Annotated in this window: 28 protein-coding genes; 13 read left to right on the plus strand and 15 right to left on the minus strand. The window is 67.3% G+C overall.

The window, feature by feature from the left end:
- Positions 1 to 94: 94 nt before the first annotated feature.
- The 3 genes from V2S85_RS16155 to smpB are packed head-to-tail and all read right to left on the minus strand — an operon-like array spanning position 95 to position 3,619.
- The gene (locus V2S85_RS16155) at positions 95 to 2,530 is read right to left on the minus strand and encodes a hybrid sensor histidine kinase/response regulator (protein ID WP_330703874.1); all 2,436 of its coding nucleotides are present in this window, start codon (positions 2,528 to 2,530) and stop codon (positions 95 to 97) included.
- Positions 2,527 to 3,129 carry a DUF2062 domain-containing protein gene (locus V2S85_RS16160; RefSeq protein WP_330703875.1) on the minus strand — a complete coding sequence of 201 codons (603 nt, stop codon included), beginning with the start codon at positions 3,127 to 3,129 and terminating at the stop codon, positions 2,527 to 2,529. Before V2S85_RS16160 ends, V2S85_RS16155 begins: the two co-directional genes overlap by 4 nt.
- A 7-nt stretch (positions 3,130 to 3,136) precedes the next feature.
- Positions 3,137 to 3,619, minus strand: a complete 483-nt coding sequence (gene smpB, locus V2S85_RS16165) for an SsrA-binding protein SmpB (protein WP_330703876.1) — start codon at positions 3,617 to 3,619, stop codon at positions 3,137 to 3,139.
- Between the two features lie 214 nt (positions 3,620 to 3,833).
- On the opposite strand from smpB, the gene V2S85_RS16170 reads away from it, so the two are divergent.
- The 3 genes from V2S85_RS16170 to V2S85_RS16180 are packed head-to-tail and all read left to right on the plus strand — an operon-like array spanning position 3,834 to position 5,779.
- On the plus strand, positions 3,834 to 4,250 hold the full coding sequence (locus V2S85_RS16170; RefSeq protein ID WP_330703877.1) for a hypothetical protein: 417 nt from the start codon (positions 3,834 to 3,836) through the stop codon (positions 4,248 to 4,250).
- Positions 4,247 to 5,128: a hypothetical protein gene (locus V2S85_RS16175; protein WP_330703878.1), complete on the plus strand. Its 882-nt coding sequence runs from the start codon at positions 4,247 to 4,249 to the stop codon at positions 5,126 to 5,128. Before V2S85_RS16170 ends, V2S85_RS16175 begins: the two co-directional genes overlap by 4 nt.
- A 54-nt stretch (positions 5,129 to 5,182) precedes the next feature.
- Positions 5,183 to 5,779 carry an alpha/beta hydrolase family protein gene (locus tag V2S85_RS16180; protein WP_330703879.1) on the plus strand — a complete coding sequence of 199 codons (597 nt, stop codon included), beginning with the start codon at positions 5,183 to 5,185 and terminating at the stop codon, positions 5,777 to 5,779.
- A gap of 61 nt (positions 5,780 to 5,840) precedes the next feature.
- On the opposite strand, the gene dapA is transcribed toward V2S85_RS16180, so the two are convergent.
- Complete coding sequence (gene dapA / locus V2S85_RS16185; protein WP_330703880.1) at positions 5,841 to 6,722, minus strand: 4-hydroxy-tetrahydrodipicolinate synthase; 882 nt, start codon at positions 6,720 to 6,722, stop codon at positions 5,841 to 5,843.
- Between the two features lie 100 nt (positions 6,723 to 6,822).
- Between dapA and V2S85_RS16190 the strand changes: the two genes are divergently transcribed.
- Genes V2S85_RS16190 through V2S85_RS16205 form a run of 4 tightly spaced genes read left to right on the plus strand, consistent with a single transcriptional unit; the run spans position 6,823 to position 10,621 of the window.
- Complete coding sequence (locus tag V2S85_RS16190; RefSeq protein ID WP_330703881.1) at positions 6,823 to 8,799, plus strand: lytic transglycosylase domain-containing protein; 1,977 nt, start codon at positions 6,823 to 6,825, stop codon at positions 8,797 to 8,799.
- A 57-nt stretch (positions 8,800 to 8,856) separates the two neighbouring features.
- Complete coding sequence (gene greB, locus V2S85_RS16195) at positions 8,857 to 9,336, plus strand: transcription elongation factor GreB (protein ID WP_330703882.1); 480 nt, start codon at positions 8,857 to 8,859, stop codon at positions 9,334 to 9,336.
- Complete coding sequence (locus V2S85_RS16200; protein ID WP_330703883.1) at positions 9,333 to 10,124, plus strand: TSUP family transporter; 792 nt, start codon at positions 9,333 to 9,335, stop codon at positions 10,122 to 10,124. The genes greB and V2S85_RS16200 overlap by 4 nt, the downstream gene beginning before the upstream one ends.
- A gap of 38 nt (positions 10,125 to 10,162) precedes the next feature.
- Positions 10,163 to 10,621: a hypothetical protein gene (locus V2S85_RS16205; protein ID WP_330703884.1), complete on the plus strand. Its 459-nt coding sequence runs from the start codon at positions 10,163 to 10,165 to the stop codon at positions 10,619 to 10,621.
- Positions 10,622 to 10,677: 56 nt separating this feature from the next.
- On the opposite strand, the gene V2S85_RS16210 is transcribed toward V2S85_RS16205, so the two are convergent.
- Positions 10,678 to 11,349, minus strand: a complete 672-nt coding sequence (locus V2S85_RS16210) for an outer membrane protein (RefSeq protein ID WP_330703885.1) — start codon at positions 11,347 to 11,349, stop codon at positions 10,678 to 10,680.
- Positions 11,350 to 11,640: 291 nt separating this feature from the next.
- On the opposite strand from V2S85_RS16210, the gene rlmN reads away from it, so the two are divergent.
- Positions 11,641 to 12,969 carry a 23S rRNA (adenine(2503)-C(2))-methyltransferase RlmN gene (gene rlmN / locus V2S85_RS16215; protein ID WP_069708041.1) on the plus strand — a complete coding sequence of 443 codons (1,329 nt, stop codon included), beginning with the start codon at positions 11,641 to 11,643 and terminating at the stop codon, positions 12,967 to 12,969.
- Between the two features lie 156 nt (positions 12,970 to 13,125).
- Here the strand turns inward: rlmN and V2S85_RS16220 are convergent, their stop codons facing one another.
- The 3 genes from V2S85_RS16220 to V2S85_RS16230 form a co-directional block, all read right to left on the minus strand.
- Positions 13,126 to 13,908 carry a LysR family transcriptional regulator gene (locus V2S85_RS16220; protein WP_330703886.1) on the minus strand — a complete coding sequence of 261 codons (783 nt, stop codon included), beginning with the start codon at positions 13,906 to 13,908 and terminating at the stop codon, positions 13,126 to 13,128.
- Positions 13,909 to 13,945: 37 nt separating this feature from the next.
- Entirely contained in the window at positions 13,946 to 14,344 is a 399-nt protein-coding gene (gene apaG, locus V2S85_RS16225) for a Co2+/Mg2+ efflux protein ApaG (RefSeq protein WP_008831267.1), read from the minus strand.
- A gap of 268 nt (positions 14,345 to 14,612) precedes the next feature.
- Positions 14,613 to 15,821, minus strand: coding sequence for a trans-sulfuration enzyme family protein (locus tag V2S85_RS16230; RefSeq protein ID WP_330703887.1), 1,209 nt, complete (start codon positions 15,819 to 15,821; stop codon positions 14,613 to 14,615).
- 80 nt (positions 15,822 to 15,901) lie between these two features.
- Between V2S85_RS16230 and V2S85_RS16235 the strand changes: the two genes are divergently transcribed.
- A complete protein-coding gene (locus V2S85_RS16235; RefSeq protein WP_330703888.1) occupies positions 15,902 to 17,182 on the plus strand; it encodes a phospholipid carrier-dependent glycosyltransferase in 1,281 nt (426 codons plus the stop codon).
- A 47-nt stretch (positions 17,183 to 17,229) separates the two neighbouring features.
- Here the strand turns inward: V2S85_RS16235 and V2S85_RS16240 are convergent, their stop codons facing one another.
- The 4 genes from V2S85_RS16240 to V2S85_RS16255 form a co-directional block, all read right to left on the minus strand.
- Positions 17,230 to 17,433 (minus strand): hypothetical protein, encoded by a 204-nt coding sequence (locus tag V2S85_RS16240; RefSeq protein WP_330703889.1) that lies wholly within the window; start codon positions 17,431 to 17,433, stop codon positions 17,230 to 17,232.
- Between the two features lie 118 nt (positions 17,434 to 17,551).
- Complete coding sequence (locus tag V2S85_RS16245; RefSeq protein ID WP_330703939.1) at positions 17,552 to 18,868, minus strand: HAMP domain-containing sensor histidine kinase; 1,317 nt, start codon at positions 18,866 to 18,868, stop codon at positions 17,552 to 17,554.
- A 100-nt stretch (positions 18,869 to 18,968) separates the two neighbouring features.
- Positions 18,969 to 19,646 carry a response regulator transcription factor gene (locus tag V2S85_RS16250; protein WP_008832032.1) on the minus strand — a complete coding sequence of 226 codons (678 nt, stop codon included), beginning with the start codon at positions 19,644 to 19,646 and terminating at the stop codon, positions 18,969 to 18,971.
- Between the two features lie 94 nt (positions 19,647 to 19,740).
- Positions 19,741 to 20,043, minus strand: coding sequence for a PepSY domain-containing protein (locus V2S85_RS16255; RefSeq protein ID WP_330703890.1), 303 nt, complete (start codon positions 20,041 to 20,043; stop codon positions 19,741 to 19,743).
- A gap of 142 nt (positions 20,044 to 20,185) precedes the next feature.
- Between V2S85_RS16255 and V2S85_RS16260 the strand changes: the two genes are divergently transcribed.
- Complete coding sequence (locus V2S85_RS16260; RefSeq protein ID WP_330703891.1) at positions 20,186 to 21,979, plus strand: ABC-F family ATP-binding cassette domain-containing protein; 1,794 nt, start codon at positions 20,186 to 20,188, stop codon at positions 21,977 to 21,979.
- Positions 21,980 to 22,029: 50 nt separating this feature from the next.
- Here V2S85_RS16260 and V2S85_RS16265 read toward each other — a convergent pair whose 3' ends face one another.
- Entirely contained in the window at positions 22,030 to 22,332 is a 303-nt protein-coding gene (locus V2S85_RS16265; protein ID WP_330703892.1) for a TM2 domain-containing protein, read from the minus strand.
- 183 nt (positions 22,333 to 22,515) lie between these two features.
- Between V2S85_RS16265 and V2S85_RS16270 the strand changes: the two genes are divergently transcribed.
- From V2S85_RS16270 to V2S85_RS16280, 3 genes are all read left to right on the plus strand, one after another.
- Positions 22,516 to 23,088 (plus strand): helix-turn-helix transcriptional regulator, encoded by a 573-nt coding sequence (locus V2S85_RS16270; RefSeq protein ID WP_330703893.1) that lies wholly within the window; start codon positions 22,516 to 22,518, stop codon positions 23,086 to 23,088.
- 7 nt (positions 23,089 to 23,095) lie between these two features.
- The gene (locus V2S85_RS16275; RefSeq protein ID WP_330703894.1) at positions 23,096 to 24,322 is read left to right on the plus strand and encodes a glycosyltransferase; all 1,227 of its coding nucleotides are present in this window, start codon (positions 23,096 to 23,098) and stop codon (positions 24,320 to 24,322) included.
- Between the two features lie 66 nt (positions 24,323 to 24,388).
- The gene (locus V2S85_RS16280; protein WP_330703895.1) at positions 24,389 to 24,748 is read left to right on the plus strand and encodes a putative quinol monooxygenase; all 360 of its coding nucleotides are present in this window, start codon (positions 24,389 to 24,391) and stop codon (positions 24,746 to 24,748) included.
- 258 nt (positions 24,749 to 25,006) lie between these two features.
- Here V2S85_RS16280 and V2S85_RS16285 read toward each other — a convergent pair whose 3' ends face one another.
- Both V2S85_RS16285 and V2S85_RS16290 read right to left on the minus strand, forming a co-directional pair.
- The gene (locus V2S85_RS16285) at positions 25,007 to 25,426 is read right to left on the minus strand and encodes a nuclear transport factor 2 family protein (protein WP_330703896.1); all 420 of its coding nucleotides are present in this window, start codon (positions 25,424 to 25,426) and stop codon (positions 25,007 to 25,009) included.
- A complete protein-coding gene (locus V2S85_RS16290) occupies positions 25,423 to 26,748 on the minus strand; it encodes an aromatic ring-hydroxylating oxygenase subunit alpha (protein ID WP_008830433.1) in 1,326 nt (441 codons plus the stop codon). Before V2S85_RS16290 ends, V2S85_RS16285 begins: the two co-directional genes overlap by 4 nt.
- Positions 26,749 to 26,751 lie beyond the last annotated feature (3 nt).

The following is a 26,751-nucleotide window of genomic DNA, read 5'->3' on the forward strand; positions in this document are numbered from 1 at the left end:
CGGAAAGGTCAACGTCATGGCAGGACGTGTATCTACTTTGTTCTCCGTGAACAAGAGGAGAACTTCGGCGAATTTCCGTTTTTTAACGCGGGAATCAGCCCTTGACGGTCTGCGCCAGAACTTCCCCGACTTTTTCGGAGAGCTGCTGGACCGAGAACGGCTTGGGCATGAACCAGGCATTGGCGATGCCGATCTGCTTGCGCAGTTGCTCCTCCGCATAGCCCGACATGAACAGCACCGGCAGGTCCGGCGCGAAGCGGCGGATCTCGCGCGCCATGGCCGGGCCGTCGAGCGTGGGCATGACGACGTCGGAGACGACGAGGTCGAACTTGCCGCCCTCCTCGACCAGTTCCAGGCCCTCCTCGCCGTCGCGGGCGCAAGTCACCTGGTAGCCCTGGCGGGTCAGCGCACGCTCGGCGACGATGCGCACCGGGTCTTCGTCCTCGACCAGCAGGATCGAGCCGCCGCCGGCCCACTGCGTCGGCGGCGGGGCCGGCGCGGCGATCGCCTTGTCCGGCGCGCTGCCGGGGGCGGCGTGATGGACGGGCAGGTAGACGGTGAAGCGCGTGCCCTTGCCCGGTTCACTCTCGGCGAAGATGAAGCCGCCCGACTGCTTGACGATGCCGTAGACGGTCGAAAGACCGAGGCCGGTGCCCTTGCCCTGCTCCTTGGTGGTGAAGAACGGCTCGAAGATCTTGCCAAGGATCTCGGGCGGGATGCCGCCGCCGGTGTCCTCGACGATGAGCGCGGTGTACTCGCCCGCCGGAATGATTTCCGAGCGCATCGCGCGCACGTCGGTAGTGGTGACGCGGCGGGTGGCGAGCGTCAGCTTGCCGGCACCGTCACCGCCGCCTCTGCCGCCATGGCTCTGCATGGCGTCGCGGGCGTTGACGCAGAGGTTGACGATGACCTGCTCGAGCTGCGTCGGGTCGGCGCGGACGGGGCCGAGATCGCGGTCGTGAGTGACGGCGAGCTGGATCTTCTCGCCGATCAGACGGCGCAGCATCTGCGAGACGTCGGCCACCACATCGGGCACCTGGATCACTTCGGGACGCAGCGTCTGCTGGCGCGAGAAGGCGAGCAACTGGCGCGTCAGCGAGGCGGCGCGGTTGGAGTTGGCGCGGATCTGCTGGATGTCGTCATAGTCCGAATCGCCGGGCGTATGGCGCATCAGCATGAGGTCGCAGGTGCCCAGGATCGCGGTGAGCACGTTGTTGAAATCGTGCGCGACGCCGCCCGCCAGCTGGCCCACCGCCTGCATCTTGGTGGCCTGCGCGACCTGGCGCTTGAGACGCATTTCCTCGGACGTGTCGGTGAGACCGAGCAACACGGCGGCATCGCCGAGGCCGCGCACGCCGGCCAGGCTGAGCGAAACCGGATCGTCGGGCTGGCTGGTCAGGCGGATGGCGAGGTCGCCGGCGGCGGCGGGCCCCTGCGCGAAGCGGCGGATCGCCTCGGACAGCGCGCGCTTGTCCTCCTTGACGACGAGGTCGGTGGGGTACGTCGGCGGCTCCTGCCCCTCCTGCCCCGCCGCGCGCATGAACGCAGGATTGGCGAAGAGCAGCCGCCCGTCCCGGTCAGCCATGGCGAGGCCGAGCGGGAGCTGGCTCAGCAAGGCTTCGAGGTGCGGCGCGGAGCCGGTGCCGCCTCCTCCGGTGCCGATGCCCTGCGAGGCCTCTACGACGAGCATCAGCGAGGGGGTGGTGTTCGGATCGGTATCGTCGGCGCGATCGGGATCGGCGACGGGGACATGGTAGAGCACCAGGGCGCCGCCGCGTCCGCCCTCGCGCGCCCAGCCGATCCGCTCGCCCTCTTCCTGGCTGAGCAGGGCGACGAAGTCGGCGCCGGTCATGTCGGTGTTCGGATCGCCGGTGGCGCGCAGTGCGAAGCCGGCGCTGGCGGCGCGGATGGTGCCGTCGGGATCGACCAGTGCGGCGGCGATGCCGGCCTTGGAAAGCCCGCGCCCCAACTTGCCGTCAAGCTGCGCGACGAGTTCGCCGACCGGATCGCTGGCACCGATCGGGGTGATGCGCCAGACGAGGAAGTCGTCGCCCCGTCCGGCCCGGCGCACGTCTGCGCGCCAGTGGACGCCATCCTCGTTGGCGATCTCCACCGTGCCGTGACCATCGCGCCAGGCGCGGCGAGTGGCATCGGCGAGCCGTTCGAGCGAGGCCGGCAGCACCGGCAGGCTGGGCGGCGCACCGGCAGGGCCGAACCAGTTTTCGAACGCGGAGTTGGCGCAGGTCATCCGCCCGGCGCGGTCGGTGACCGCGACCGCCATGTCCGGCCGCTCGATCCCCGCGACGGTGACCGACCAGTCGGGAAGCGCGAATTCGGCTTCCGCCGCCGGAGCACGGCGGCGCGAGAGGCTCCATGCGACGGCGGAAAAGGCGAGCACGGCGGCCAGGAACACCGCCATCAGCACCGCATCCCCGGATGCGAGCCAGACCAGCAGCACGCTCAGCAGCAAGGCGACGGCGACGACCAGAAGATCGGCATTGGAGCCCGCCTTCTGCACGCCGGGCCTCATGCAGCGGGCCCCGACGCAGGTTCGTGGCGGGTCTTGTCGGCGTTCGGGCGGCCGAGGCGGTGGGCCCGGGCGCGGTGCTTGTGACCGATCCACCAGCGCCAGAACCATACCGTCAGCACGTAACTGACGGCGGCGGCGATGACCGACTGGATGAACAGGCCGATCACGACCGCCGGCGCGGTATCGGACAGCAGCCAGTGCCACCACTGCTCCAGCCCCGCACCTTCGCTGACCATGTGCCGCACGGTGCCGATGTCGGCATGATAGCCGAAGCTGTTGCCGATCGACACCGCCAGCGGCAGGATGATGAGCAGCGTCGTCGCCGGGTTGCTGACGAACGTGACGGCGGCGGCAAGCGGGATGTTGCCGCGCAGCGGCACGCACATCAGCGCCGCGCCGACGATCTGCACGCCCGGGATCAGCGCGAAGATGCCGATGAACATGCCCACCGCCATGCCGCGCGGGACCGAGCGGCGCGTGAAGCGGAACAGTTCCTGCCGCCGCGCGAAAGGCGCCGTGAGGCGATTCGCCTCGAGCTGGGCGTGAGTCGGCATCTGGCGGTGAAGGAAGGCCGACAGGCGATGGAGGAGTGCGCTCACCGGCCGCTCAACCGTGGTCGCGCATGATGCGGGCCTGGTCGCGCTTCCACTCGCGGTCCTTGATGGTGTTGCGCTTGTCGGCGGCGTTCTTGCCCTTGGCCAGCGCCAGTTCGACCTTGGCGCGGCCCCGGCTGTTGAAATAGATCGACAGCGGCACCAGCGTCATGCCCTTGCGCTCCACCGCGCCCTGCAGGCGGGAGATCTCGCGCTCGTGCAGCAGCAGCTTGCGGGGGCGCTTGGGCGTGTGGTTGAAGCGGTTGCCGTGGCTGAACTCGGGCACGTTGGCATTGACCAGCCAGCATTCGCCGCCGCGGATCTCGGCAAAGGATTCTGCGATCGAGCCTTCACCGAAACGGAGCGACTTCACTTCGGTGCCGGTCAGCGCGATGCCGGCCTCGAACTTGTCCTCGATGAAATAGTCGAAGCGCGCCTTGCGGTTTTCCGCAACGGTCTTGAACTTGTCGAATACGGAGTTTTGGGGGCGTGCCATAGTCTGCCGCATGTAGGGATGTGCGCGGCAAAAGAAAACGCCCCTTTGCTCCGCTTTAGCGCGAGAACCCCTCCCCGCGTCACGAAGCGGCACGGCCGGGCGGCAGGCAGGACACGACGATGAACGAAATGTCATCGCGGCGTGGATCAACCCGGCGTTGCAAATGCCGGGAACTGCAGGAATATCCGCAGCCAATTCGGGGGAATCATCGAGTATGCGTTCTGTGCTGCGGGCGGCCTTTCCGACCGCTCTTTTCGTCCTGCAGGCCCTTCCGGCGGCGGCTGCCGTCGAACCGCCACCGATCGAGGCCTACGGCGAACTGCCGCGCGTCGAGGATGCGGCGATCTCGCCGAACGGCGATCTCATCGCCAGCGTCACCCGGTTCGGCAGCGAGCGTCACGTCCTGGTGGTCGACAAGGACGGCAACGTCCGTTTCAACGCCGACACCGGCGAGGGCAAGGTGCGCGGCATCGACTGGGCCGATGACGACACCGTCCTGCTCACCAGCAGCGTCACCGTGCCGCTGTTCGGCTTCACCACCGACAAGTCGGAGATGAACGGCACCGTGCTCATCCCGCTCAAGGCCGGGAACGAGCAGGCCTGGTCTTCGGCAAGTCGCGCGGCATCGTGAAGGCCACGCGCGGCCGTTATGGCATGCGCACGATCGACGGGCGTACGGTAGGTTATTTCGGTGGTATCGCGCTCGACACCAGCGATCGCAACGAACCGCGCTGGGCGCATGGCCGGACCACGCTCTACGCCGTCGACATCGCCAGCAACAAGCCGCGCGTGGCGGCGAGGCCCGCGCCCGAGGACCACTATCGCGACTGGCTGATCGATGCTTCGGGCGCGGTTTCGGTCACGCTCGACATTGCCGAGACCAACGGCGTGTGGACGATCTCCACGCAGGGCGGCCTGCAGCTGGCGCGCGGCGTCGATCCCACCGGAGACGTCAGCCTCGTCGCCTTCGGCCGCGCCGGATCGAGCGTGATCTACCGGATCGAGGACGACGCGGGCGTGCAGCGCTGGTTCGAGGTGCCGCTCACGGGCGGCACGCCGCAGGAATACTTGCGCGACGTGCCGGTCGAGCGGCTCTTCGTGGACCGCACCACCGGCAACCTGATCGGCTACCGCACGATGGAGGAAGTGCCGCGCACGGTGATGGACGATCCCGCGCAGCAGAGCGCCCTCACCCGCATCTTCAAGGCTTTCGCCGGGCGCGAGGTCAGGCTGGTCGACTGGACTCCGGGCTTCGCCAAAGTCCTGCTGCGCACCAGCGGCAACGGGGACAGCGGCACCTGGTACATCGTCGACGTTGCCCGGCGCCGGGCCGATCCGGTCGCCAACGAGCGCCCCGAGATCAACCCCGAACAGGTCGGCGCGATCTCACAGGTCGATTACACCGCGCAGGACGGGCTGGGGATCGACGGCGTCCTCACCCTCCCCCCGGGGCGCGAGGCGAAGGGGCTGCCGGTGGTCATGCTGCCGCACGGCGGACCCGCTGCCTAAGACAAGCCCGATTTCGACTGGTGGCCGCAGGCCTTCGCCTCGCGCGGGTATGCCGTGTTCCAGCCGAATTTTCGCGGCTCGACCGGGCGCGGCGATGCATTCCGCCATGCCGGCGACGGCCAGTGGGGACGCAAGATGCAGACCGACATCTCCGACGGCCTCGCCGAACTGGCGAGGCGCGGGATCGTCGATGCCAAGCGCGCCTGCATCGTCGGGGCCAGCTACGGCGGCTATGCGGCGCTGGCCGGGGTGACGATCCAGCAGGGGCTCTACAAGTGCGCGGTATCGGTGGCCGGCGTCGCCGACATCAAACTGATGTACGACACCGACGTGCGCGAAAGCGGGGGCTCGCGGATGCTGGGCCGCTCGCTGGACGAGCAGCTGGGCGACCGCAAGGGCTTCGACGCGGCCTCTCCGCGCCGCTTCGCCGCGCAGGCGGACGCGCCGGTGCTGCTGATCCACGGCAAGGACGATACCGTCGTGCCCTATCGCCAGAGCACGGTCATGGCCGATGCGCTCAAGGACGCGGGCAAGCCCTACGAACTGGTCACCCTGGCGGGCGAGGACCACTGGCTATCGCGCGAGGAAACCCGCAAGCAGATGCTGGCGGCGACGATCCGCTTCGTGCAGCGGTACAACCCGGCCGACTGACCCGCCGGACCGAGGACCGCTCTTCCGGGGGCGGCCCTGCCGCCCCCGAAGCTGCGCCGGATCAGACCAGTCCGGCGTGGACCAGCGCTTCGTCCACCGACTTGCATGCCGCCTCGCTGCAAGGGACGAGCGGCAGGCGCAGTTCGTTCTCGATCCAGTCGTGGACTTGCGCCAGCGCGTACTTGCACGGGCCCGGCGAGCTGTCCTCGAACATCGCGTAGTGCAGCGGGTAGAGGCGGTCGTTCAGTTCGCGCGCCTTCTCGAGGTCGTTGGCGGCGCAGGCGGCCTGGAACTCGGCGCAGAGCGCGGGCGCGACGTTGGCGGTGACCGAGATGCAGCCGACGCCGCCCGCCGCGTTGAACGGCAGCGCCAGTTCGTCGTCGCCGCAAAGCTGCACGAAGTCCTTGCCGATGCCCATGCGGTGATCGGTCACCCGGCTGAGATCGCCGCTGGCGTCCTTGATGGCGACGAAACGGCCGGGGAAGCGGCGGGCCAGTTCGCACACCGTCTCGGGCAGCAGGTCGGTCACGGTGCGGCCGGGCACGTTGTAGAGCACGATCGGCAGGTCGTTGTTCTCGGCCAGGTAGCTGAAGTGCGCCAGCAGGCCGGCCTGGCTGGGCCGGTTGTAGTAAGGCGCCACCAGCAGCGCGGCCGCCGCGCCGCACTTCTTGGAAAAGTTCATGTGCAGCAGCGCGTTCATCGTGTCGTTGCTGCCGCAACCGGCGATGATCGGCACCCGGCCCGCCGCCTGCTCGATGCAGACTTCGATGACGCGGTGATGCTCGGCGTTGGAAAGCGTCGAGTTCTCGCCGGTGGTGCCGCAGGGAACCAGCCCGGAGGAGCCCGATTCGATCTGCCAGTCGACGAGCCGCCGGAAAGCCTGTTCGTCGAACGCCCCGTCGCGAAACGGTGTGACAAGCGCGGGAATCGAGCCGGAGAACATGGACTTTACCTCTTAGCGATGCTCAATGATCGCCCGGACCGGGAACAACCCCGGCTGCCGAACGTCACGTTCAGCGCCTGATAAGGAGCCTATCCCGAAAATGTCCAGCATGTTGCGCGCACCTCACCTTCTGCTGAGCATTTCTTTCGCCGTCATCGCCTCGCCCGCACTTGCGCAATCCCTGCAGGACGGGCGCGAGTGGGACGCGGCGCGCAGCGCCTCGATGCAGAGCCATGACATGGTGGTTCACCAGTCGATCGACCGCTGGAAGCTGCTCTCGACCAACGACCGCATGGGCTTTGCGGCCTATACCTCGTTCCTGCTGACGTATCCGGGCTATCCGCAGCAGGACAAGATCCGGGGCTTCGCCGAAAAGGCGCTGCTCACCGAATCGCCCGCGCCGCAGACGGTGGTGGGCTACTTCGACCGTTTCGCGCCGCTCGGCAGCCGGGCGGCGGGGCGTTATGCGGTGGCGCTCGCCACGCTGCGCCGGGCCGACGCGGCGACCAGTGCGGTCGCCGCCTGGCGCAAGGGCGCGCTGATCGACGCCGACGAGGCCGCCCTCCTCGGCCTCTACCGGGGCCAGTTCACCACCGCCGACCACGACGCACGCATGGACGCGCTGCTGTGGCAGGGCGAGACCGCCCAGGCCGAACGGCAGATCTCGTTCGTATCCGCCGCCCGCCGCGCCGAATTCATGGAGCGGCTGACCCTGCTGCAGGGTTCGGCGCCGGGCACGCTGGGGATGACCCTGCCCGCATCGATCGGCTCGGACCCCGGCTACGTCTACAACCGCGCGGTGCAGGCGCGCCGTTCGGGCAACCTGCCCGGCGCGATCAGCCTGCTCGCCAACCGGCCGCCGCTCGCGGGCCCGGTGCCGCAGCCGGAGCTGTGGGTGCGCGAACTGCTGACCGCCGCCAAGGGCGCCGACGACGCCAGCGCGGTGCGCATCGCCGCCTCGATCGACGATGCCTTCGCCCCTGGCACCGACGTCTCGCGCCAGTCGTTCCGGGTGCGTGACGACTATACCACGCTCGTCTGGCTGGGCGGCACCAAGGCGCTGTGGTCGCTGCGCGATCCGCGCCGCGCGGCGCCGCTGTTCTACCGCTACGGCGCCGCCGCGCAGACGCCGGGGACGCGCTCCAAGGGCTTCTACTGGGCCGGCCGCGCCGCCGCGATCGGTGGCGACACGGCCGCGGCCAACCGCTACTTCGAGATGGCGGCGCAGTATCCGCAGTATTTCTACGGACAGCTTTCGCTCGAACGGCTCGGCCGTCCGATCCCCAACCTCGACACCCGGCCCAGCGCCGTGCCAAGCCTGGCCCAGCGCAATTCGTTCGCGACGCTGCCGATCACCCAGGCCGTGCGGGATGTCGCCCGCGATGCCGACTGGCGCACCGGCGTCCAGTTCTACCGCGAGATTTCCGACCAGGCCGAAACCGCCGAGGACTATGTGCTGGTCGCCGACCTGGCGCAGCAGATCGGGCGGCGCGACCTTGCCGTCATCATGGGCCAGAGCGCGCATGCCGGCGGTTTCGACCAGTTCGGCAAGATCTCCTTCCCGCTGGTGCCCAACCCGCCCGGCACCGACTGGACGATGGTGCATGCCCTGTCGCGGCAGGAGAGCCAGTTCGCCCAGAACGCGCTCAGCTACGCCGGCGCGCGCGGCCTGATGCAGCTGATGCCCGGCACCGCGCGCGAGCAGGCGGGCAAGATGGGCCTTTCCTACGACCAGGACGCGCTGATCTCCAACCCATCGTACAACCTGCAGCTGGGGGATGCCTATTTCCGCCGGGTGAAGGATTACTTCGGCGGTGCGCTGCCGCTGGCGATCGCGGCCTACAACGCGGGGCCCGGCAACGTGAACAAGTGGCTGCGCGCCAACGGCGACCCGCGCACCGGCAGCATCGACTGGATCGACTGGATCGAGCAGATCCCCTTCTACGAGACCAAGAACTACGTGCAGCGCGTGCTGGAGAACGCGGTGGTCTACGAGACGATGTATCCGGAGAAGTCCGACTACAACGGCGCCAACAAGCTCAGCCGCCTGATGCCGGGCAAGCGCGCGCCCGGCTGAGGGCGATCGCCAAGACAAGGCTTCAACTCGCCGCCGTTAAGCCCTAGACGCGGCGGCATGAAACCCGCCGGTCCCCCGATCACCCCCACAGGCATGGCGTCGCTGCGCGCCCGCTACGACCACCTGCTCGGCAAGGAGCGCCCGGAGATCGTCGAGATCGTCTCGTGGGCGGCGGGCAACGGCGACCGTTCGGAGAACGGCGACTATCTCTACGGCCGCAAGCGCATGCGCGAGATCGACCGCGAACTGGCCTTCCTCGCGCGCCGCATGAAGGCGCTGCGCGTGGTCGATCCCGCGACGCAGGCCGAGCGCGGCAAAGTGTTCTTCGGCGCCACCGTCGAACTCGCCGACGAGGACGACGAGCGCCTGACCCTCACCATAGTCGGCGACGACGAGCAGGACGCCTCGGCCGGCCGCATCGGCTGGAGCGCCCCGATCGCCCGCGCCCTGCGCGGCGCGATGGTGGGAGACTTGCGCACCGTCCGGCTCCCCTCGGGAGAGAAGGAGTGGGAGGTCATGGCGGTGAGTTACCCGTGATCGATCCGGGCATGGCCCAACTGGGCATCGACGCCATCCTGTTCCTGATCGCCGTCGCCTTTCTCGCCGGCGGGGTCGATGCGCTGGCGGGCGGCGGCGGGCTGCTGACGATCCCGGCGCTGATGGCGGCCGGCGTCCCGCCCGTCGCGGCGCTGGCGACCAACAAGCTGCAGAGCTGCATCGGCACGGGTTCCGCCTTCCTGACCTTCCACCGCGCCGGCCATGTCGATCTCAAGGCCTTCGCCCTTCCCGCGCTCGGCGCCTTCCTGGGATCGGTGGCGGGAGGCACTGCCGTGCAGTTCGCCAACCCGGCGTTCCTGGCCGCCTTCGTACCGGTGCTGCTGATCGCGATGGGGCTCTACTTCCTCCTCGCCCCGCCGATGAGCGAGGTCGATCGCCATGCCCGGATGGGACGCGTGGGCCTTACCCTGGTAGCGAGCGTGATCGGGTTCTACGACGGCTACTTCGGCCCCGGCACCGGTTCGTTCTTGACGACGGCGCTGGTGGCGCTGGGCGGGCTCGGCCTCGTGCGGGCGATCGCCAACACCAAGTTCCTGAACCTTTCGACCAACATCGCCGGGCTGGCGGCGATGATCGCCGGCGGCAAGGTGATCTGGCTGCTCGGCGCCGGGATGGCCATCGCCAATGTCGCGGGCAACCAGGTCGGCGCGCGCCTGGCGATCCGGTTCGGCGGCAAGGGCGTGCGCCCGCTGCTGGTGGTCATGTCCTTCGCGCTGACGATCAAGCTGCTGGCCGATCCGAAGAACCCGCTGTGGAGCCTGTTTTGAAATCCCCTCGGCTGACAGCGCTCCTTGCGCTTTCGTGCGTGGCCCTGGCCGTACCCGCACAAGCCCGCGAGAGCCTGGGTCTCTATGGCGGCTGGGGGGCGTTTCGCGATCCGCTGGTGCCGCGCTGCTACGCCATCGCCATGGCCGCGCCAAGCGCCATGCAGCGCGATTACCAGCCTTATGCCGCGATCGGCACCTGGCCCCGGCGCGGCGCGCGCGGCCAGGTCCATTTCCGGCTGTCGCGCAAGCTGGCGCAAGGGGCCGCGATCAGCTTGCGGATCGGGGACCGGCGGCTGCAGCTGACCGGCGGCGGCGGCGACGCCTGGCCCCGCAGCAACGGCGACAACGCCGCGGTGATCGCCGCGATGCGCTCGGCCCGGTCCATGACGGTCAGCGCCCGCGACGCACGGGGGCGGCCGTTCTCCAACACTTGGGAACTGCCGGGCGCCGCCTCGGCAATGGACGCGGCGCTGATCGGCTGCGCGAAGCTCAGATGAAAGAAGGGCGGAGCCTCCCAGCCCCGCCCTTCCCTCGCCATGAGGCCGTCTAAGCGTTAGAAACGCACGCCCACGCCGGCCATGATCTGGTGCCGGTCGAGGTCGAGGTCGAAGCGCTGGCTGTCCGGAACGTCGCCGGTGTAGTCGATCTCGCCCTTGCTGTAGTTCGAGTAGCGGTATTCCAGCTTGGCGAAGACGTTGTTGGTCACCGCCTGCTCGACGCCCGCGCCGATGCGCCAGCCGTCGGCATCGATGTCGCGGTTGGTCTCGACCGTGCCGAAGGTGCTGCGCACGTCGAACTTGGCGTTGGTGTAGCCGCCCTTGGCGTAGATCATCGTCTTCGGGCTGATGACGTAGCCGACACGGGCACCGACGTAGAGATCGCGGTTGGTCTTGACGTTGCCGATGCCGAAGCCCTCGAAGTCGCCGTCATCGAACTTCGTCTTGGCGGTCGACCAGGTCACTTCCGCTTCCGGACCGAACACCAGGTTGCCCGAGCGGAAGTCGTAGCCCGCACCGACGCCGTAGGTGAAGCCGTCGATCGACTGGTCGTTGTCCGCGTTGGCGTCGTCGTCGATGCTGCTGCCCGCCTTGGTGATGTCGTAGCCGCCAAGCGCCTCGACGTGGAACTGCGAGAACGGATCGACCGGGGCGACGTCCTGCGCGAAGGCCGGGGCGGCCGAAGCCATCGCGGTTCCTGCGGCGAGGCAAACAAGGATCTTCTTCATAAACGGTACTCCAAAAAACCAACCCGTGAGGCGGGGTATTCCCGCTTGCCCATCGAGGTTCCATCGAGCGGATCGTTCCGCCTTGGACTGGTCAAAAGCGCACCGGCCCTCCCGAGTTTCCTGAACCTAACACAACGAAAACGTTGATGTTTTTTGGTCACACTCCGTCGATGGGCCGGGCCGGAGACGCGATGTGTGACGGGAACCCGACGAAGCGCCCGCCGTTCGCGCAGGCTCGCGCGGGCACGCATCTTCCGTTTGCAGGGCAAATGCACTATATGCCCGCCGATCATGTCAGAGCAGCACATCTCCACCGCAGCGGTCTCGACCGCCGCCGGCCTCACGCCGATCCCGGGCAACGTCGACCCGATGACCGTGGCGCGTCCCTCCCTGGTGGACGGCGTGACCCCGCGCGAGGACGGCCGCATCGACCTCATCGGCCTGCCCAAGAAGCGCATCGCCGAACTGTTCGAAGGCGCCGGGCTGGACGTGAAGGCCGCCAAGCTGCGCGCCAAGCAGGTCTACCACTGGCTCTACCACCGCGGCGTGACCGAGTTCGAGGCGATGACCGACATCGCCAAGACCATGCGCCCCTGGCTGGCGGAACGCTTCGTCATCGGCCGCCCGGAGATCGTCGAGGCGCAGCATTCCAGCGACGGCACCCGCAAGTGGCTCCTGCGCACGGCGGACGCGCACGACTTCGAGATGGTGTTCATCCCCGACGCCGATCGCGGGACGCTCTGCGTCTCCTCGCAGGTCGGCTGCACGCTCAACTGCCGCTTCTGCCACACCGGCACCATGCGCCTCGTGCGCAACCTGACCGTGGGCGAGATCGTCGGCCAGGTCATGCTGGCGCGCGATTCGCTCAGTGAGTGGCCCAAGAACGCCGAAGACAGTCGCCGCCTCGCCGCATTGATGGACGACATCGGTGACGACGATGACGAGGAAGGCGGCTACCATCCCAGCGGCCGCCTGCTGACCAACATCGTGATGATGGGCATGGGCGAACCGCTCTATAACTTCGACAACGTGCGCGATGCGCTCAAGCTGGTGATGGACGGTGACGGCCTCGCCTTGTCGAAGCGCCGCATCACGCTGTCCACCTCGGGCGTGATCCCGCAGATGGAGCGCTGCGGCGAGGAGATCGGCGTCAACCTTGCCGTCTCGCTCCACGCGGTGACCAAGGAAGTGCGCGACGAGATCGTGCCGGTGAACAAGAAGTACGGCATCGAGCAGCTGCTGCAGGCCTGCGCCGACTATCCGCGCGCCAGCAACGCGCGGCGCATCACCTTCGAATACGTGATGCTCAAGGACAAGAACGACAGCGACGACGACGCGCGCGAACTGGTCCGCCTGCTCAAGCACTACAAGCTGCCCGCCAAGGTGAACCTGATCCCGTTCAACCCCTGGCCCGGCGCGCCTTACGAATGCTCGACGCCCGAGCGCATCCGTTCGTTTTCCGAGATCGTGTTCCAGGGCGGCATTTCCGCTCCGGTCCGCACTCCGCGCGGGCGCGACATCGATGCGGCCTGCGGCCAGCTCAAGACGGCGGCGGAAAAGAAGAGCCGCGCCGAGATCGACCGTCTGCTGGCGGAGAAGGAAGCGGCGCTGCTGGGCTGAACGGTCGAGCCCCGCGTGCCGGGGCTTCGACAGGCTCAGCCTGAGCGGAAATCATCGTCATTGCGAGCGCAGCGATGCAATGACGAATGGTACTTACCCAAACCCCGCTCGTCCTGAGCTTGTCGAAGGACCACGCGCAACGCTGCGTCCGCCCCCTTACCCGGTCAACGCCGCAACCAGTTCCTTGACCTTCTTCTGCCGCCACTGCGGCGTCGGCGCGACCAGCCAGTAGCCTCGGCGGCTCGGCGTCGGCTCGCCCACTTCGGCATCGCGCCCGGCAACGCCCGCCGCCAGCAGCGCCGGAATCCGGGCGCGCCCGACACCCGCCAGCGCGGCGGCGATCGCCTGCCCGGCATCGCTCACCAGAACCGGCGGCTTGGCTTCCTCGCCTTCGCCATCGGGCTCCGGATCTCCGGGCCAGCCGATCCAGTCGCCCGAACCGACCTCGACCCACTCCGCCGCGCCCAGTGGCACGCCCTCGAGGTCGCCCGGACCATCGGTCCAGCGCACCGCAAGGTCGAGGTTCGCCTCGGTGAAATCCGTCATCTCGCCATCGACCAACACGTATCGCACTTGCGGATTCGCAGCGCGAAATGCGGCAAGGCGCGGCGCCAGCCAGGCGGCGAAGAACTCGCGCGGACAGGCGATGGTGTAGACGTGGCTCGACTGCCCCGCCTGCATCGCCTGCACGGCGTCCTCGAAATGGAGGAACCCGCTGCGCAGAGCGGCAAGGCCGGCGCCCGCCTCTTCGGTCAGTTCCAGCCCCTTGCTGGTGCGGCGGAACAGCACCACGCCGAGCAGGTCTTCCAACGCGCGGATCTGCTGGCCGACGGCGGCGGGCGTCACCGCCAGTTCGTCGGCGGCGCGGGTGAACGAGAGATGGCGTGCCGCTGCGTCGAAGACGCGCAGGGCGTTGAGGGGCAGGTGCGTGCGCTTCATGACGCTTCCCTAAGCGCCACAGTCGCGCGGGGCAATATCAGCCTGCGGTCGCGGGCGCAGCAAGCGGGAAGAAGGGGATGCTGGCGCGGAATTCGGTGCCGTCATCGCGGCGGAAGGTGTAATACCCCTCCATCGAACCCTGCGGCGTCGAAAGCGGGCATCCCGAGACGTAGTCGTGGCTGCGGCCCGGTTCGAGCAACGGCTGTTCGCCGACGACGCCCTCACCCTCGACCACATCGACTTTGCCGTTGGCATCGGTGATGCGCCAGTGACGGGTCATCAGTTGCAGCGTGTGGTCGGTCTCGTTCTCGATCCGGATGTGATACACCCAGAACCATTTACCCGCCTCGATACGCGATTGCTCGGGCAGGAAATTGACGGCCACACGCACGGTGAGGCCGTCGGTGATCGCGGAGTGCTGGAACAGTTCCTTCATGACACGGGCAACCTAACCACGATTCTTTCAGGCTACAACCGTGTAGAAGTGAGCAGGTTCCGAGGGCGAAGCGATCCGCCCGTCCTATGTCACCGTCACCCTGAACTTGTTTCAGGGTCCATCAGACAGCGCAAGCCGATGCTCGCGGCAGCAAACCGCTGGCGCCGATGGTGATCCCGACTTTCCGGTCAAACCGAGGGATGGACCCTGAAACAAGTTCAGGGTGACGAAGAGTATGGCGAGGCGCCGAAGAGGGAAAATGCCCTCCTTACAGCCCCACCGCCTTCAAAGCCTGGTCCATGTCTTCCTTGAGGTCTTCGATGTCCTCGAGGCCGACATTGATGCGCAGCATGCCTTCGCCGATACCCATCGCCTCGCGGCCTTCCGGCCCCATGTTGTGGTGCGTGGTCGAGGCCGGGTGGCACATCAGCGAACGCGAGTCGCCGATGTTGTTCGAGATGTCGATCAGCTTGAGCGCATCGAGCAACCCGTGCGCCTGTTCGCGGCCGCCGTCGAGCACGAAGGAGAAGATCGGCCCGCAAGCATCCATCTGCTTCATCGCCAGCGCCTGCGCCGGGTGGCTGTCGAGCCAGGGGTGCAGGATCGTGGGGACGCGATCTTCCATGAACTTGCCCAGCGCCAGCGCGTTCTCGCTCTGCTTCTTGGCGCGCAGGTCCAGCGTCTCGAGGCCCTTGAGCACGACCCAGGCATTGAACGGCGAGAGGTTCGGCCCGGTGTTGCGCTGGAACGGCAGCAGCACGTCGTTGATGAACTGCTCCGAGCCGCAAACGGCGCCAGCAAGAACGCGGCCCTGCCCGTCCATCAGCTTGGTCGCGGAGTAGGCGACGACGTCGATGCCGAATTCCATCGGCCGCTGGAGAGCGGGCGAACAGAAGGCATTGTCGACGACCGTGGTGATGCCGTGCGCCTTGGCGATCTCGGCGATGGCGGCGAGGTCGGCGACGCCCATGGTCGGGTTCGCCGGGGTCTCGAAGAAAAAGACCTTGGTGTTGGGGCGGATCGCCGCTTCCCACTGCGCGGTGTCACCGGCGTCCACCAGCGTCACCTCGACGCCGAAGCGCGGCAGGAGATGGTCGCCCAGCCAGCGGCACGAACCGAAGGCGGCGCGCGCGCTCACCATATGGTCGCCCGCCGAAAGCTGGCACAGCAGCGCAGCGGTCATCGCCGCCATGCCGGTGGCCTGGGTGCGGCAGGCTTCCGCGCCTTCGAGGAGAGCGATACGCTCCTCCAGCATCGCCACCGTCGGGTTCTGCAGGCGCGAGTAAGTCATGCCTTCCTCGTCGCCCTGGAAGCGGGCGGCGACCGTGGCGGCATCATCGTAGCTGTAGCCCGAAGTCAGGAACAGCGCCTCGCTGGTCTCGCCCATTTCCGAGCGCCAGGTGCCTCCGCGGATGGCGCGGGTTGCGGGGCGCCAGCTCTGGGTCTGGCTGCGGTCCTGTCCGGTGGTGCGTTTCATGGCGCAAGCCTCTAAGGGCGCGCGCGAGTCTGTGCAAGCGCGCTTGCCGAAACCCGCGCCCCTCTTTATCCGCGCATCCGATGCCACTCTCCCGTCAAAATCGCGATCCGCTCGGCTGGTGCCTTCTCATCGTCGCGGCGTTCCAGGCGCTGGTGCTGTGGCGGCTGACGATCCCCTCGCGCTACTACTTCGACGAGGTTCACTACGTCCCCGCCGCGCTCAAGCTGCTGGAGCTGATCCCCGCCAACCGCGAACATCCGCTGTTCGCCAAGGAAGTGATCGCCGGCTTCATCCACCTGCTGGGCGACAAGCCGCTGGCGTGGCGCCTCGGCCCGGCACTGTTCGGCGGACTCGGCCTGTTCGCCTTTGCGCGGCTGGTCTGGCACGTGACGCAGCTGCGCCGCGCGGCAGTGCTGGCGACGGCGCTGCTGGCCACCAACTTCATGTGGTTCGTGCAAAGCCGCATCGCTATGCTCGACATGATCGCCGCAGGCATGTGCATGGTGGGCCTGTGGCAGTTCGCCGCCGCCTGGCGCGCGAAGCGCACCGGCATCGCGCGCCTGCACCTGATCCTGAGCGGTCTGGCCCTCGGCCTGTCGCTGGGCGCGAAGTGGAGCGGCGCTCCGGCGCTGGCGATGCCGGGCCTCGCCTTCCTCGCCATGCGTATCGCGGATACCGGCCCGGTCTTCATCGGCAAGCGCGGCGCCGGGCCGATCAAGGGCGTGAGCCTGATCGAGGCCGCGCTGTGGCTCGGCCTGTTTCCGATCGCGGTCTACTGGGCGACGTTCATCCCGGCGATGTTCTACCCGCACCACACGCTCTCGCCCTGGGGCTTCGTCCAGCAGCACGAACTGATGGTACGCCTGCAGGATAGCGTGAAGAAGCCGCACCCTTACAAGACGTACTGGTATCAGTGGATCGTCGACTGGCGGGGCATCTGGTATCTGTTCCAGAACGTCGATGGCGCGCACCGCGGCGTGGTGATGATCGGCAATCCGATGGCGATGATCGCAGGCCTCCTCGCGTTCTTCTGGAGTGTGTGGGCCGCCCTCTTCCGCGGCCGCCGCGACGTGCTGTTCTTCGCGGTTCTCTATTTCGTGTGCGTGGGCATGTGGGCGGTGAACGGCAAGCCGGTGCAGTTCTACTACCACTACCTGCTGCCGGGCGCGTTCCTGATGGCGCTGATGGCGCTCGGCCTCGATGCCTTGTGGGACCGGCGCGACCGTTGGCGGCTGGTGGCGCGGTGGGTCTTCGGCCTGTCGCTGGCGCTGTTCGTGGTGTTCTACCCGATCATCTCGGGCTGGCCGCTGCCGTTCAAGGACGCCTACAACCTGTGGATGTGGCTGCCGAGCTGGCGGTGAGGCCATTCCTTCTCCCCGAGCATCCCCCGGGGAGAAGGAATCGAGGGTTACTCCCCGACCAGATCCTGAAGGCGCGCCATCAGCGTCTGGATGCGCGTAGCGGCCTCGGTGAAAGTGGCGACATCGTCGCGGTTGCCGTTGCCGCGCGCTTCCTTGGCCGATTCGAGGTAACCCTCGAGATCGACTTCAAGCGCATCGACCAGCATTTCGATCTCGTCCGTGGTCAGCGGGACGTTGATGGGCTTGCTCATGAATGCTCCTCAAATCAGACAGGCGCCGCAGATAGCCCCCCTGCCCGCGACCGCAACCCGTGCCGCGCCAGGTTACCCCGAAAAAATGCCGGACAAAAGCGCGGCGGACAAAGACACGTCAGGCAAAAATTCTCGGCAGCTTGAGCTTCACCAGCAGTCCGCCCAGATCCTCGCTCTCGTCAAGCTCGACCGTGCCGCCGTAGATTTCCACCACGTCGCGCACGATCGCGAGGCCAAGGCCGGTGCCGGGCTTGCCGGTGTCGAGGCGGGCGCCGCGATCGAAGATGCGGGTACGCTCGGCCTCGGGGATGCCCATGCCGTCGTCCTCGATCCAGATTTCGCAGAAGCGCTCGTTCTTCGCCGCATCGACGGTGACGAAGACGCTGCCACCGCCGTACTTGGCCGCATTCTCGATCAGGTTGCCGAGCATTTCCTCGAGATCCTGCTTCTCCATCGCCACCGCGACCTCGCGGTTGCCGTCGAGGTCGAAGCGGGCTTGGTCGTAGAGCCGCTCCACCGCCCGCAGCACCGCCTCCAGGCTCGGCCACACGTCCGCGCGTGACTGGCCGACGGCGCGGCGCCCCACGGCGCGGGCGCGGGCGAGATGGTGGTCGACCTGCCGGCGCATCACCGCCGCCTCGCGGATCACCGTATCGGCAAGATCGGGCGCCTGCGCGGTGGCCGCGTTCATCACCACCGTCAGCGGCGTCTTCAGCGCATGGGCGAGGTTGCCCGCATGAGTGCGCGCCTCCTCCGCCTGCCGCTCGGTATGGGCAAGCAGCGCGTTCAGCTCGTTCACCAACGGCTCGACCTCACGCGGGAGAGGATCGTTGACGCGGCTGGTCCCGGTGGTGCGCAGCTTCTGGATGGCGCGGCGGACGTGTCGCAGCGGGAACAGCCCGTACCAGGTCTGCATCGCCGCCATCAGCATCAGGCCGAAGCCCAGCGCCACGAAGCTGTAGACCAGGATCGAGCGGATCATCTTGATCTGGTCGTTCAGATCCTTGCGGCTCGCCGCGACGGTGAACATCCAGCGGGTGTCGCTGCCGGGCAGGATGATCGAGCGCTCCATCACCCGCAGCGGCTCGCCTTCGAACTGGAAGCTGTCGTAGACGTGGGTTTCGGCGTCGAAGTGATCCGGCGGCACGTTGAGGCTGCGGTCCCAGAGCGAACGCGAGGGCCAGTCCTCGTGCCCCTTGGCGCGGATCTGGTAATAAAGGCCTGAATTGGGCTCCAGGAACCGCTGGTCGCCGAGCGGGCGGATGAAGAAGACCTCTCCGTCCGGCCCGATCTCGGCCGAACCGACCATGCCGGTCAGCATGTAGCCCAGCTGGTCGTCGAAATTGCGCGTGACAATCCCGGTGACGGTATGGTCGAGTGCCAGCCCGCCCGCGAGCAGCAGGAAGGATATCCACCCCGCCGCGATCAGCATCATGCGCCGCGCGAGCGAGCCGGTGCTGGCGTGCCGCTTCACCGCCCCCGAATCGGGGACGGCGCCGAAGGCGGTGTCAGCGCCCTCGACCGTGAGGGCAGGCTCAGCCGCGACCGGGTTCGGCGGGATCGTCGAGGCTGTAGCCAAGGCCACGGATCGTCGTGATGACATCGGCACCCAGCTTCTTGCGGATGCGCGTGACGAAGACCTCGATCGTGTTCGAATCGCGGTCGAAATCCTGATCGTAGATGTGCTCGATCAGTTCGGTGCGGCTGACCACCTTGCCCTTGTGGTGCATCAGGTAGGACAGCAGCTTGTATTCCTGCGCGGTCAGCTTGACCGGCTCGCCGGACAGGGTGACGCGGCCCGAGCGGGTGTCGAGGCGCACCGGCCCCGCCGTCAGTTCGCTGGAGGTATTGCCCGAAGCGCGGCGGATCAGCGCGCGCAGGCGGGCGATCAGTTCCTCGGTCTGGAACGGCTTGGCGAGATAGTCGTCGGCGCCGGCGTCGAGCCCGGCAACCTTGTCCGACCAGCTGTCACGCGCGGTCAGCACCAGCACCGGGAAGGTACGCCCTTCGCGGCGCCACATGCCGAGCACGGTCAACCCGTCGATCTCGGGCAGGCCGAGGTCGAGGATCACCGCGTCGTAGTCCTCGGTGGAGCCAAGGAAATGCCCGTCCTCACCATCGGCGGAGAGGTCCACGGCATAGCCGTTCTGCTCCAGCGTGGTCTTGAGCTGGTTGCCCAGGGTGGGCTCATCCTCGACGATCAGGATGCGCAATGTACCGTCCTCCTAACATGAACGGGGTTGAGATGGGCCGAAAGCCTGAACGGGTCAAGCAATGGGAAAACCCTTTGGTTCCCGCCCGGCGGCTCTAGCGCGACTGGCCGATGATGCGTCCGGTGCGGGCATCGACGTCGATGAAGGTGACCCGGCCGTTCTTGATGAACTTGAGCCGGTAGGTCATCGCCGCCGGATCGTACTCGGGGCCGAGGTACTGCATCCCCGCCATGCGCGGCAGGATATCGCGCTCGATCTCGCGCGGGGGGAGGATGTTGCCGGCGCGGCGCTCACGGCGCAGTTCACCCTGCTCGCCGCCGGAACCGGCATAGGCCTGGGGGGCGGCAAGCGCGGGGAGCACCGCGAGAACCGCAAGAAGGGTCGAAATCCTTTTCATCACGGCTTCGGTGCCTAAACTTGCAGCGTTGAACAAGTCCTGAATGTGGCGGGAAGGTGGCAGACAGGTTTCCGGTGTTGCCGGCGGGCAACGCATCGTCCCGCCTTCCCTTCCCCGCTGCTCCCCTGTAGGGCGCGAGCCCATGGCACTCGCACCGATCCTCAGCTGGGAAGGCCTTGGCCTCGTCCAGGGCAATGGCTGGCTCTTCCAGGGCCTCGACATCAACATCGCCCCGCGCGACCGGCTGGCACTGATCGGCCGCAACGGCGCGGGCAAGACCACGCTGCTCAAGCTGATCGCCGGGCTGGTCGACGCCGACAAGGGCACCCGCTCGGTCCAGCCGGGCACCCGCGTCGTCACGCTGGAACAGGATCCGTTCTTCACCGGCTTCGACACCCTGCTGGACTTCGCGATCCACGGCGACGATGCGCCTGCCCGGCACGAAGTCGAAGCCATCGCCGACCAGCTCGGCATCGACCTTTCGCGCGAGGCATCCAGCGCTTCGGGTGGTGAGCGCCGCCGCGCCGCGCTGTGCCGCGCCCTCGCCTCCGAGCCCGACCTGCTGCTGCTCGACGAGCCGACCAACCACCTCGACCTCGCCGCGATCGACTGGCTGGAATCGTGGCTGCAGCGCTACAACGGCGCCTTCGTGGTCATCAGCCACGACCGTACGTTCCTGACCCGCCTGACCAATGCGACGCTGTGGCTCGATCGCGGCGGGCTGCGCCGCAAGGACATCGGCTTCGGCGGCTACGAAGCGTGGGAGAACGAAGTCTACGCCGAGGAAGCGCGCGCCGCGCAGAAGCTCGATGCGAAGCTCAAGATCGAGGCGCACTGGCTGGAGCGCGGCGTCACCGCGCGCCGCAAGCGCAACCAGGGCCGCCTTGCCAAGCTGTGGGAGATGCGCGCGGCGCGTGCCGCGATGGTCGGCCCGCAAGGCGCCGCCAAGCTGGAAGTGGTCGCCGACGACAGCAAGACCAAGTCGGTCATCGTCGCCGACAAGGTGACCAAGGCCTTCGGCGCCGGCGACGAGCAGCGCACGGTCATCAAGAACTTCTCGCTGCGCATCCAGCGCGGCGACCGGATCGGCATCGTCGGCGCCAACGGCTCGGGCAAGACGACCCTGCTCAAGCTGCTGATGGGCGAGATGCAGCCCGATGCCGGCACGATCACCCGCGCCAACTCGCTCGACGCCACGGTGATCGACCAGCAGCGCAGCCGGATGAGCCCCGAACTGCGCATCCGCGACGTGCTGGCCGAAGGCGGCGACTGGATCGACGTGCGCGGCGCGCGCAAGCACATCCAGGGCTATCTCAAGGACTTCCTGTTCGACCCCGGCCTGGTCGAGGCGAAAGTCGGCACCCTGTCGGGCGGCGAACGCTCGCGCCTGCTATTCGCCAAGGAATTCGCGACGACCTCGAACCTGCTGGTGCTGGACGAGCCGACCAACGACCTCGACCTCGAGACGCTGGACCTGCTGCAGGAAGTCATCGCCGACTACGACGGCACCGTGCTGATCGTCAGCCACGACCGCGACTTCCTCGACCGTACCGTGAACGTGACGCTCGGCCTCGACGGTTCGGGCCATATCGACGTGATCGTCGGCGGCTATGCCGACTGGGAAGCCAAGCGCCGCGAACGCACGGTGGGCGCGGCGAAGAAGGCCAAGGCGGAAGCGGCGGCCGCCGCGCCGATGCCGCCGAAGAAGGCCAAGCTCTCGTACAAGGACCAGCGCGACTACGAACTGCTGCCCAAGCGGATCGAGGAACTGGAAGCCGCCATCGGCCGTGACGAGACCGCGCTGTCCGACCCGGCGCTCTACACCCGCGACCCGGCGAAGTTCGCCGCCCTCAGCGACGCCATCGCCAAGGCCCGCGCGGACAAGGACACGGCCGAGGAACGCTGGCTGGAACTGGCGGAACAGGTCGAGGGGTGAGAGACTGCCGGCGGCATCCGGTCACGCCGGATGCCGCGAGGGAGATGAGTTCAGTCGAACGCGAAAGTGTCCGCGAGTTCCATGTTCTTCTGGCGAGCGATGCCGGGAATCAGGAAAAGATCGACGAATATCCAGATGCCGAGCGGAATCCACGCGACGAACAGCGTGATCCACCCCAGCACCCACAACCCCAGTTGCAATCCGCCACCGAGCTTCGAACCGAGATAGAAGCGATGCGCCCCAAAGCCGCCAAGGAAAATGCACAGCAGATAAGCGACCCCCTGCGATTTCTTGTTCGCATCGTACATCATCTGCGCGCGAGCGCTGGCCAGTACGGCCCTTTCATCGACCATATCGTATTCCCCCTTAGACAAATCAGTCTATGTCGCTTTCTGCCAAAGCGCCATGAAGATTGAATTATTTTGTAATCCTATAGCTTAAGCCCTGAGGAGTCTCCACGCGCCGGCGCCTTTGCCCTTGCCATATGAGCAATCCATGGCTTATCGCATAAAACCATATCGGTTACAGAGGCTCTCATGATAAACCGCATCCGCGACATTCGCCGCCAGAAGAACATGACCCTCGCCGACGTCGCGCTGGCCTGCGATCCGCCGACGACGGCGCAGACCATCGGCCGGCTCGAGACGGGGATGCGCAATCTCTCGCTGGTGTGGATGAACCGGATCGCCGCCGCGCTGCAGGTGGAGCCGGAGACGCTGCTGCGTTCCGAAGGCGCCGAACCGGCCCGGCTCGTCGCCACGCTCGGCGCCAGAGGTGCCGAAGCGCTGAAGAAGCCGGTCGATGCGGTGCTGCCCAACGACTTGTCCGCCGACGCGCCGTGGGTGGTGGTGTCGGTCGAAGCCTCGGTCGGCGAATACCGCGAGGGCGACCAGCTCTGGCTGCGCCAGCACGCGCCCGAGGCCGCCGCGGACCTGCTCAACCGCGACGTTCTGGCGCCCATGCCCGGCGGCCGTTTCGGCTTCGGCCGCCTGACCGCAGGCAGCGCCGAGAGCGTCACCCTGCTCCCTCCCGTCAGCGGCCGCAGCCCGCTGTCGGTGGAACAACCCGCATGGCTGGCCGTTGCCGAGATGCTGGTCCGCAAGCTTTAGGGCACCGATGCACGTCCTCTCCATCGCCACCCTATTCCCCAACCCGGTGAAGCCTTCGTTCGGGGTGTTCGTCGGCAACCAGATGCGCGCGGTCGCCGCGCGCGGGGAAATCGAACTGACGGTGGTGAGCCCCATCGGCATCCCGCCCTGGCCGCTGTCGCTGCGCGAACCCTACGCGCGCCTCAAGGCCATTCCGGAGGTGAGCGACGCCGTCGGCCTCAAGGTCCACTACCCCCGGTTCACGACGTATCCCAAGGTCGGCGGTGATACCAATCCCGGCCGCATCGCCCGCGCCGTGCTGCCGCTGGTGCGCAGGCTGCATGCCGAAAAGCCCTTCGACCTCGTCGATGCGCAGTTCTTCTTTCCCGACGGGCCGGCGGCGGCGATCGTCGCGCGCGAACTGGGCCTGCCGCTGACGATCAAGTCGCGCGGGGCGGACATCCATTTCTGGGGCCAGCGCCCGCATGCGCTCAGGCAGATGCTGGATGCGGCGCGGCAGTCCGCCGGGCTGCTCGCGGTCAGCCAGGCCCTGCGCGAGGACATGATCGCGCTGGGCATGCCGCCTGAGCGCATCGAACTGCACTATACCGGGCTCGACCGCGAGAAGTTCCATCCGATCGAGCGCGGCGCCGCGCGCGCACTGGTATCGGCCATGCCCAACCTGCAGATCTGGCCCGAAGGCCCGCTGCTGGTCACCCCCGGCGCGCTGATCCCGCGCAAGGGCCAGGGACTGGTGATCGAAGCGCTCACCCGCCTGCCCGAGGCCCGCCTCGCCCTTGCCGGCGCGGGCGAGGACGAGGCGCGCCTGAAGGCGCTGGCGCAGCGGCTGGGCGTCGCCGAGCGCGTGCAGTTCCTGGGCCTCGTCGATCACGAGCTGCTGCCGCATGTCTTGTGCGCCGCCGACGTGCTGGTGCTGCCGTCCGCCAGCGAGGGGCTCGCCAACGTGTGGGTCGAAGGGCTCGCCTGCGGCACCCCGATCGTCATCCCCGACATCGGCGGCGCGCGCGAGATCGTCAGCGACGAGACCGCCGGCCGCATCGCCGGACGCACTCCGGCGCAGATCGCCTCCGCCGTCGAGGACATCCTCGCCGCCCCGCCCACGCAGGCCGAAGTCGCCGAGCACGTCAGCCGCTTCTCGTGGGGCGTCAATGCCGAGAACATCGTGCATTTCTGGAAAGGCGTGCTGGGCGAAGCGACGGCGGCCAACATCGAGGTCGTGGCCGAACTCGCCTAAATGCCAGCGGTGCGGGGCGCGCCGCCGCCCTACCCTCTCCCGCGCAACCGAGAGAGAGGATATCCCATGCGCATCATCGTGGCCGGCTGGCTGCGCTACGCGGGCGACGACAGCACCTGCGCCGAGATCATCACCACGGGCCGCGACCACATCCTTGCCGCGCGCGAGGAGAGGGGCTGCGTCGCCTATACCTGGGCGGTCGATCCGATCGACCCCGGCGTGATCCAGGTCTACGAGGAATGGGAGAGCGAGGTGGACCTGCTCCAGCACTTCGCCGATCCGCCCTACCTCGAGATGCGCAGGCATCTGGAGCAGTGGGAGATCACCGGGTTCGGCGTGCAACTCTACGGTGCGGGCGAACCCGAGGCGGTCTACGCCGAGGACGGCTGGCCGCGTAAGGAGATCTTCGGGGTGACGCTGGGGTAACCCCGCAGGAGACTTCCGGCCTCTCCCCATTCACGCCGTCACCCTGAACTTGTTTCAGGGTCCATCCGGCAGCCGAGGCCGGAAGGTAGACCGCAAGAACATACCGGCGGCCCACGGTTCCGACCTTCGGAGGATGCGGCTCGATGGACCCTGAAACGAGTTCAGGGTGACGGCGTGTGTGGTGCAAGCCCCGCACCGGACCGATTACGGCAAAGATAATCGGCTAATTCGGGGTGACGCTTAAGGCCTGATGGTCAATCATGCTTCGATCGGGATCAGGAAGTCCATCGTATAGCGCCTGGCCTTCCACCCTTGCCCGGTACGCACCACGTCGAAGTAGTAGCGCCCGTTGACGGTGATCCCGCCGCCCGCCTTGTACTTGCCCATGCCGGTCACATAAGCGCGGATCGACGCGGTATCGCCGTCGTAGGCGGTGATCGCGAAGTTCGTCAGGTAATGCGCCTGCCCCGCCATCGCCGCGAAAGTATCGGCGAAGAAGCCGCGTATCTGCGCATGGCCGGTCAGGCTGGGAAAGCCGATCCCGGACAAGTCGAACTGCGCATCCTCGACGAAGACGGCGCAGATGCCGTCGAGGTCGTGCAGACTGTCGACGGCATGGGCATAGGCGACGAGCAGATCCTGGATCGCCAGCCGGTCCTCGATCGGGCAGGCCGTCATTCGGGCGCGCCCTTCACGTAATCGTTGAGCAGTTCGTGGAAGCGCTGGATGCGCTTTTCCTGGCCCGGCAGGATGCAGCCCTTGAACCCGCGCGAGTTCAGGCCCTGCTGCTGGCTGGTGCCGATCGACAGGTCCTGATCGGCCACGTAGCCCACCGAAACGCCGTCGCCGTAGACCGAGTGGCGCGCGACTGCGTCATGCTGGAGCGGCAGCATGCCGAGCGGGGTGAAGACCTCCTTCATGCCTTCGACCGGCGGGTAGAGGCACCAGTGCTGGAACACGCACTTCTCCGGATCGGTCGGGTGCGGCTCGGTGCGCAGCACCTGCAGCTGCTCGGGGCTCATGGTGAGCGTGAGGTTGGGGAACAGCGTGCAGTGGAAATAGTCCACCAGCTGCTGGTCGCTCATGTTGTCGTAATTGGTGTAGCCCCGGCCCGGGCCGAGGCGACGCTTCGCTTCGATGATGGCTTCGCGCAGATCACCCGTGCGGCCGTTGTATTCCTCGGGATCGATGCCCCAGGCGCGCGCCGCCTCGCCCAGCGGAGCGGGGACTTCGGAGGTGTGGTAATCGACGCGGGTGGTCGCCTGATGGCCCTTCATCCACATCGAGTTGTGGCCCGAGGGGTACATCTCGAACAGGGTGTCAGGCAGGCCGTCGTTGATGAAGGTCGCCAGTTCGGGGTGGATGGTCGGGAGGTGATAGCTCTCGTTGAAGTTGTCGCGGATGATCTTCCAGTTGAAGTCCGCGTCGGCCGAGACGTTGAGCACGCGCACCCAGTTCTCGATGCCGTAGCCCTTCAGCCGCTCGGGGAACGGATCGAGCCATTCGTGCAAGGGGGCGACATCATCATCCATGCACCAGAACACGAACGGACCCCAGGTCTCGCAGCGCAGTTCGGAGAGGTGGACCTTGCCGCAAGGCGTGCCGCCTTCGAAATCGTCGGGATCCTGCACTTTGGCGAGGGTGCCGTCGAGGTCGAAGGTCCAGTTGTGATAGCCGCAGACGATGCGCGGCACGCTGGCCATCTCGCCCAGCACAAGCCGGTTACCCCGGTGCGGGCAGGAGTTGTAGAACGCCTTGATCGAGTCGTCTTCCTGCTTGACCATGATGACGGATTCTTTGGCGAAGTTGTGGCGGATGATGTCACCCGGCTCCTCCAGTTCCGCCAGCAACCCGCCAAGGTGCCAGACCTTGGGCCACAGGTTCTTCATCTCGCCGTCCATCCACTCCTTGGTGGTGTAGCGGTCGGCGGTGATGGTGTCGCCGCGCACCGGCGGATCGAATTCCTGCGAGTAGCGGGAAACCTTGGTCTGGATGTTCATGGT

Source organism: Novosphingobium resinovorum, from assembly GCF_036352595.1.
GTDB classification, from domain to species: domain Bacteria; phylum Pseudomonadota; class Alphaproteobacteria; order Sphingomonadales; family Sphingomonadaceae; genus Novosphingobium; species Novosphingobium resinovorum_B.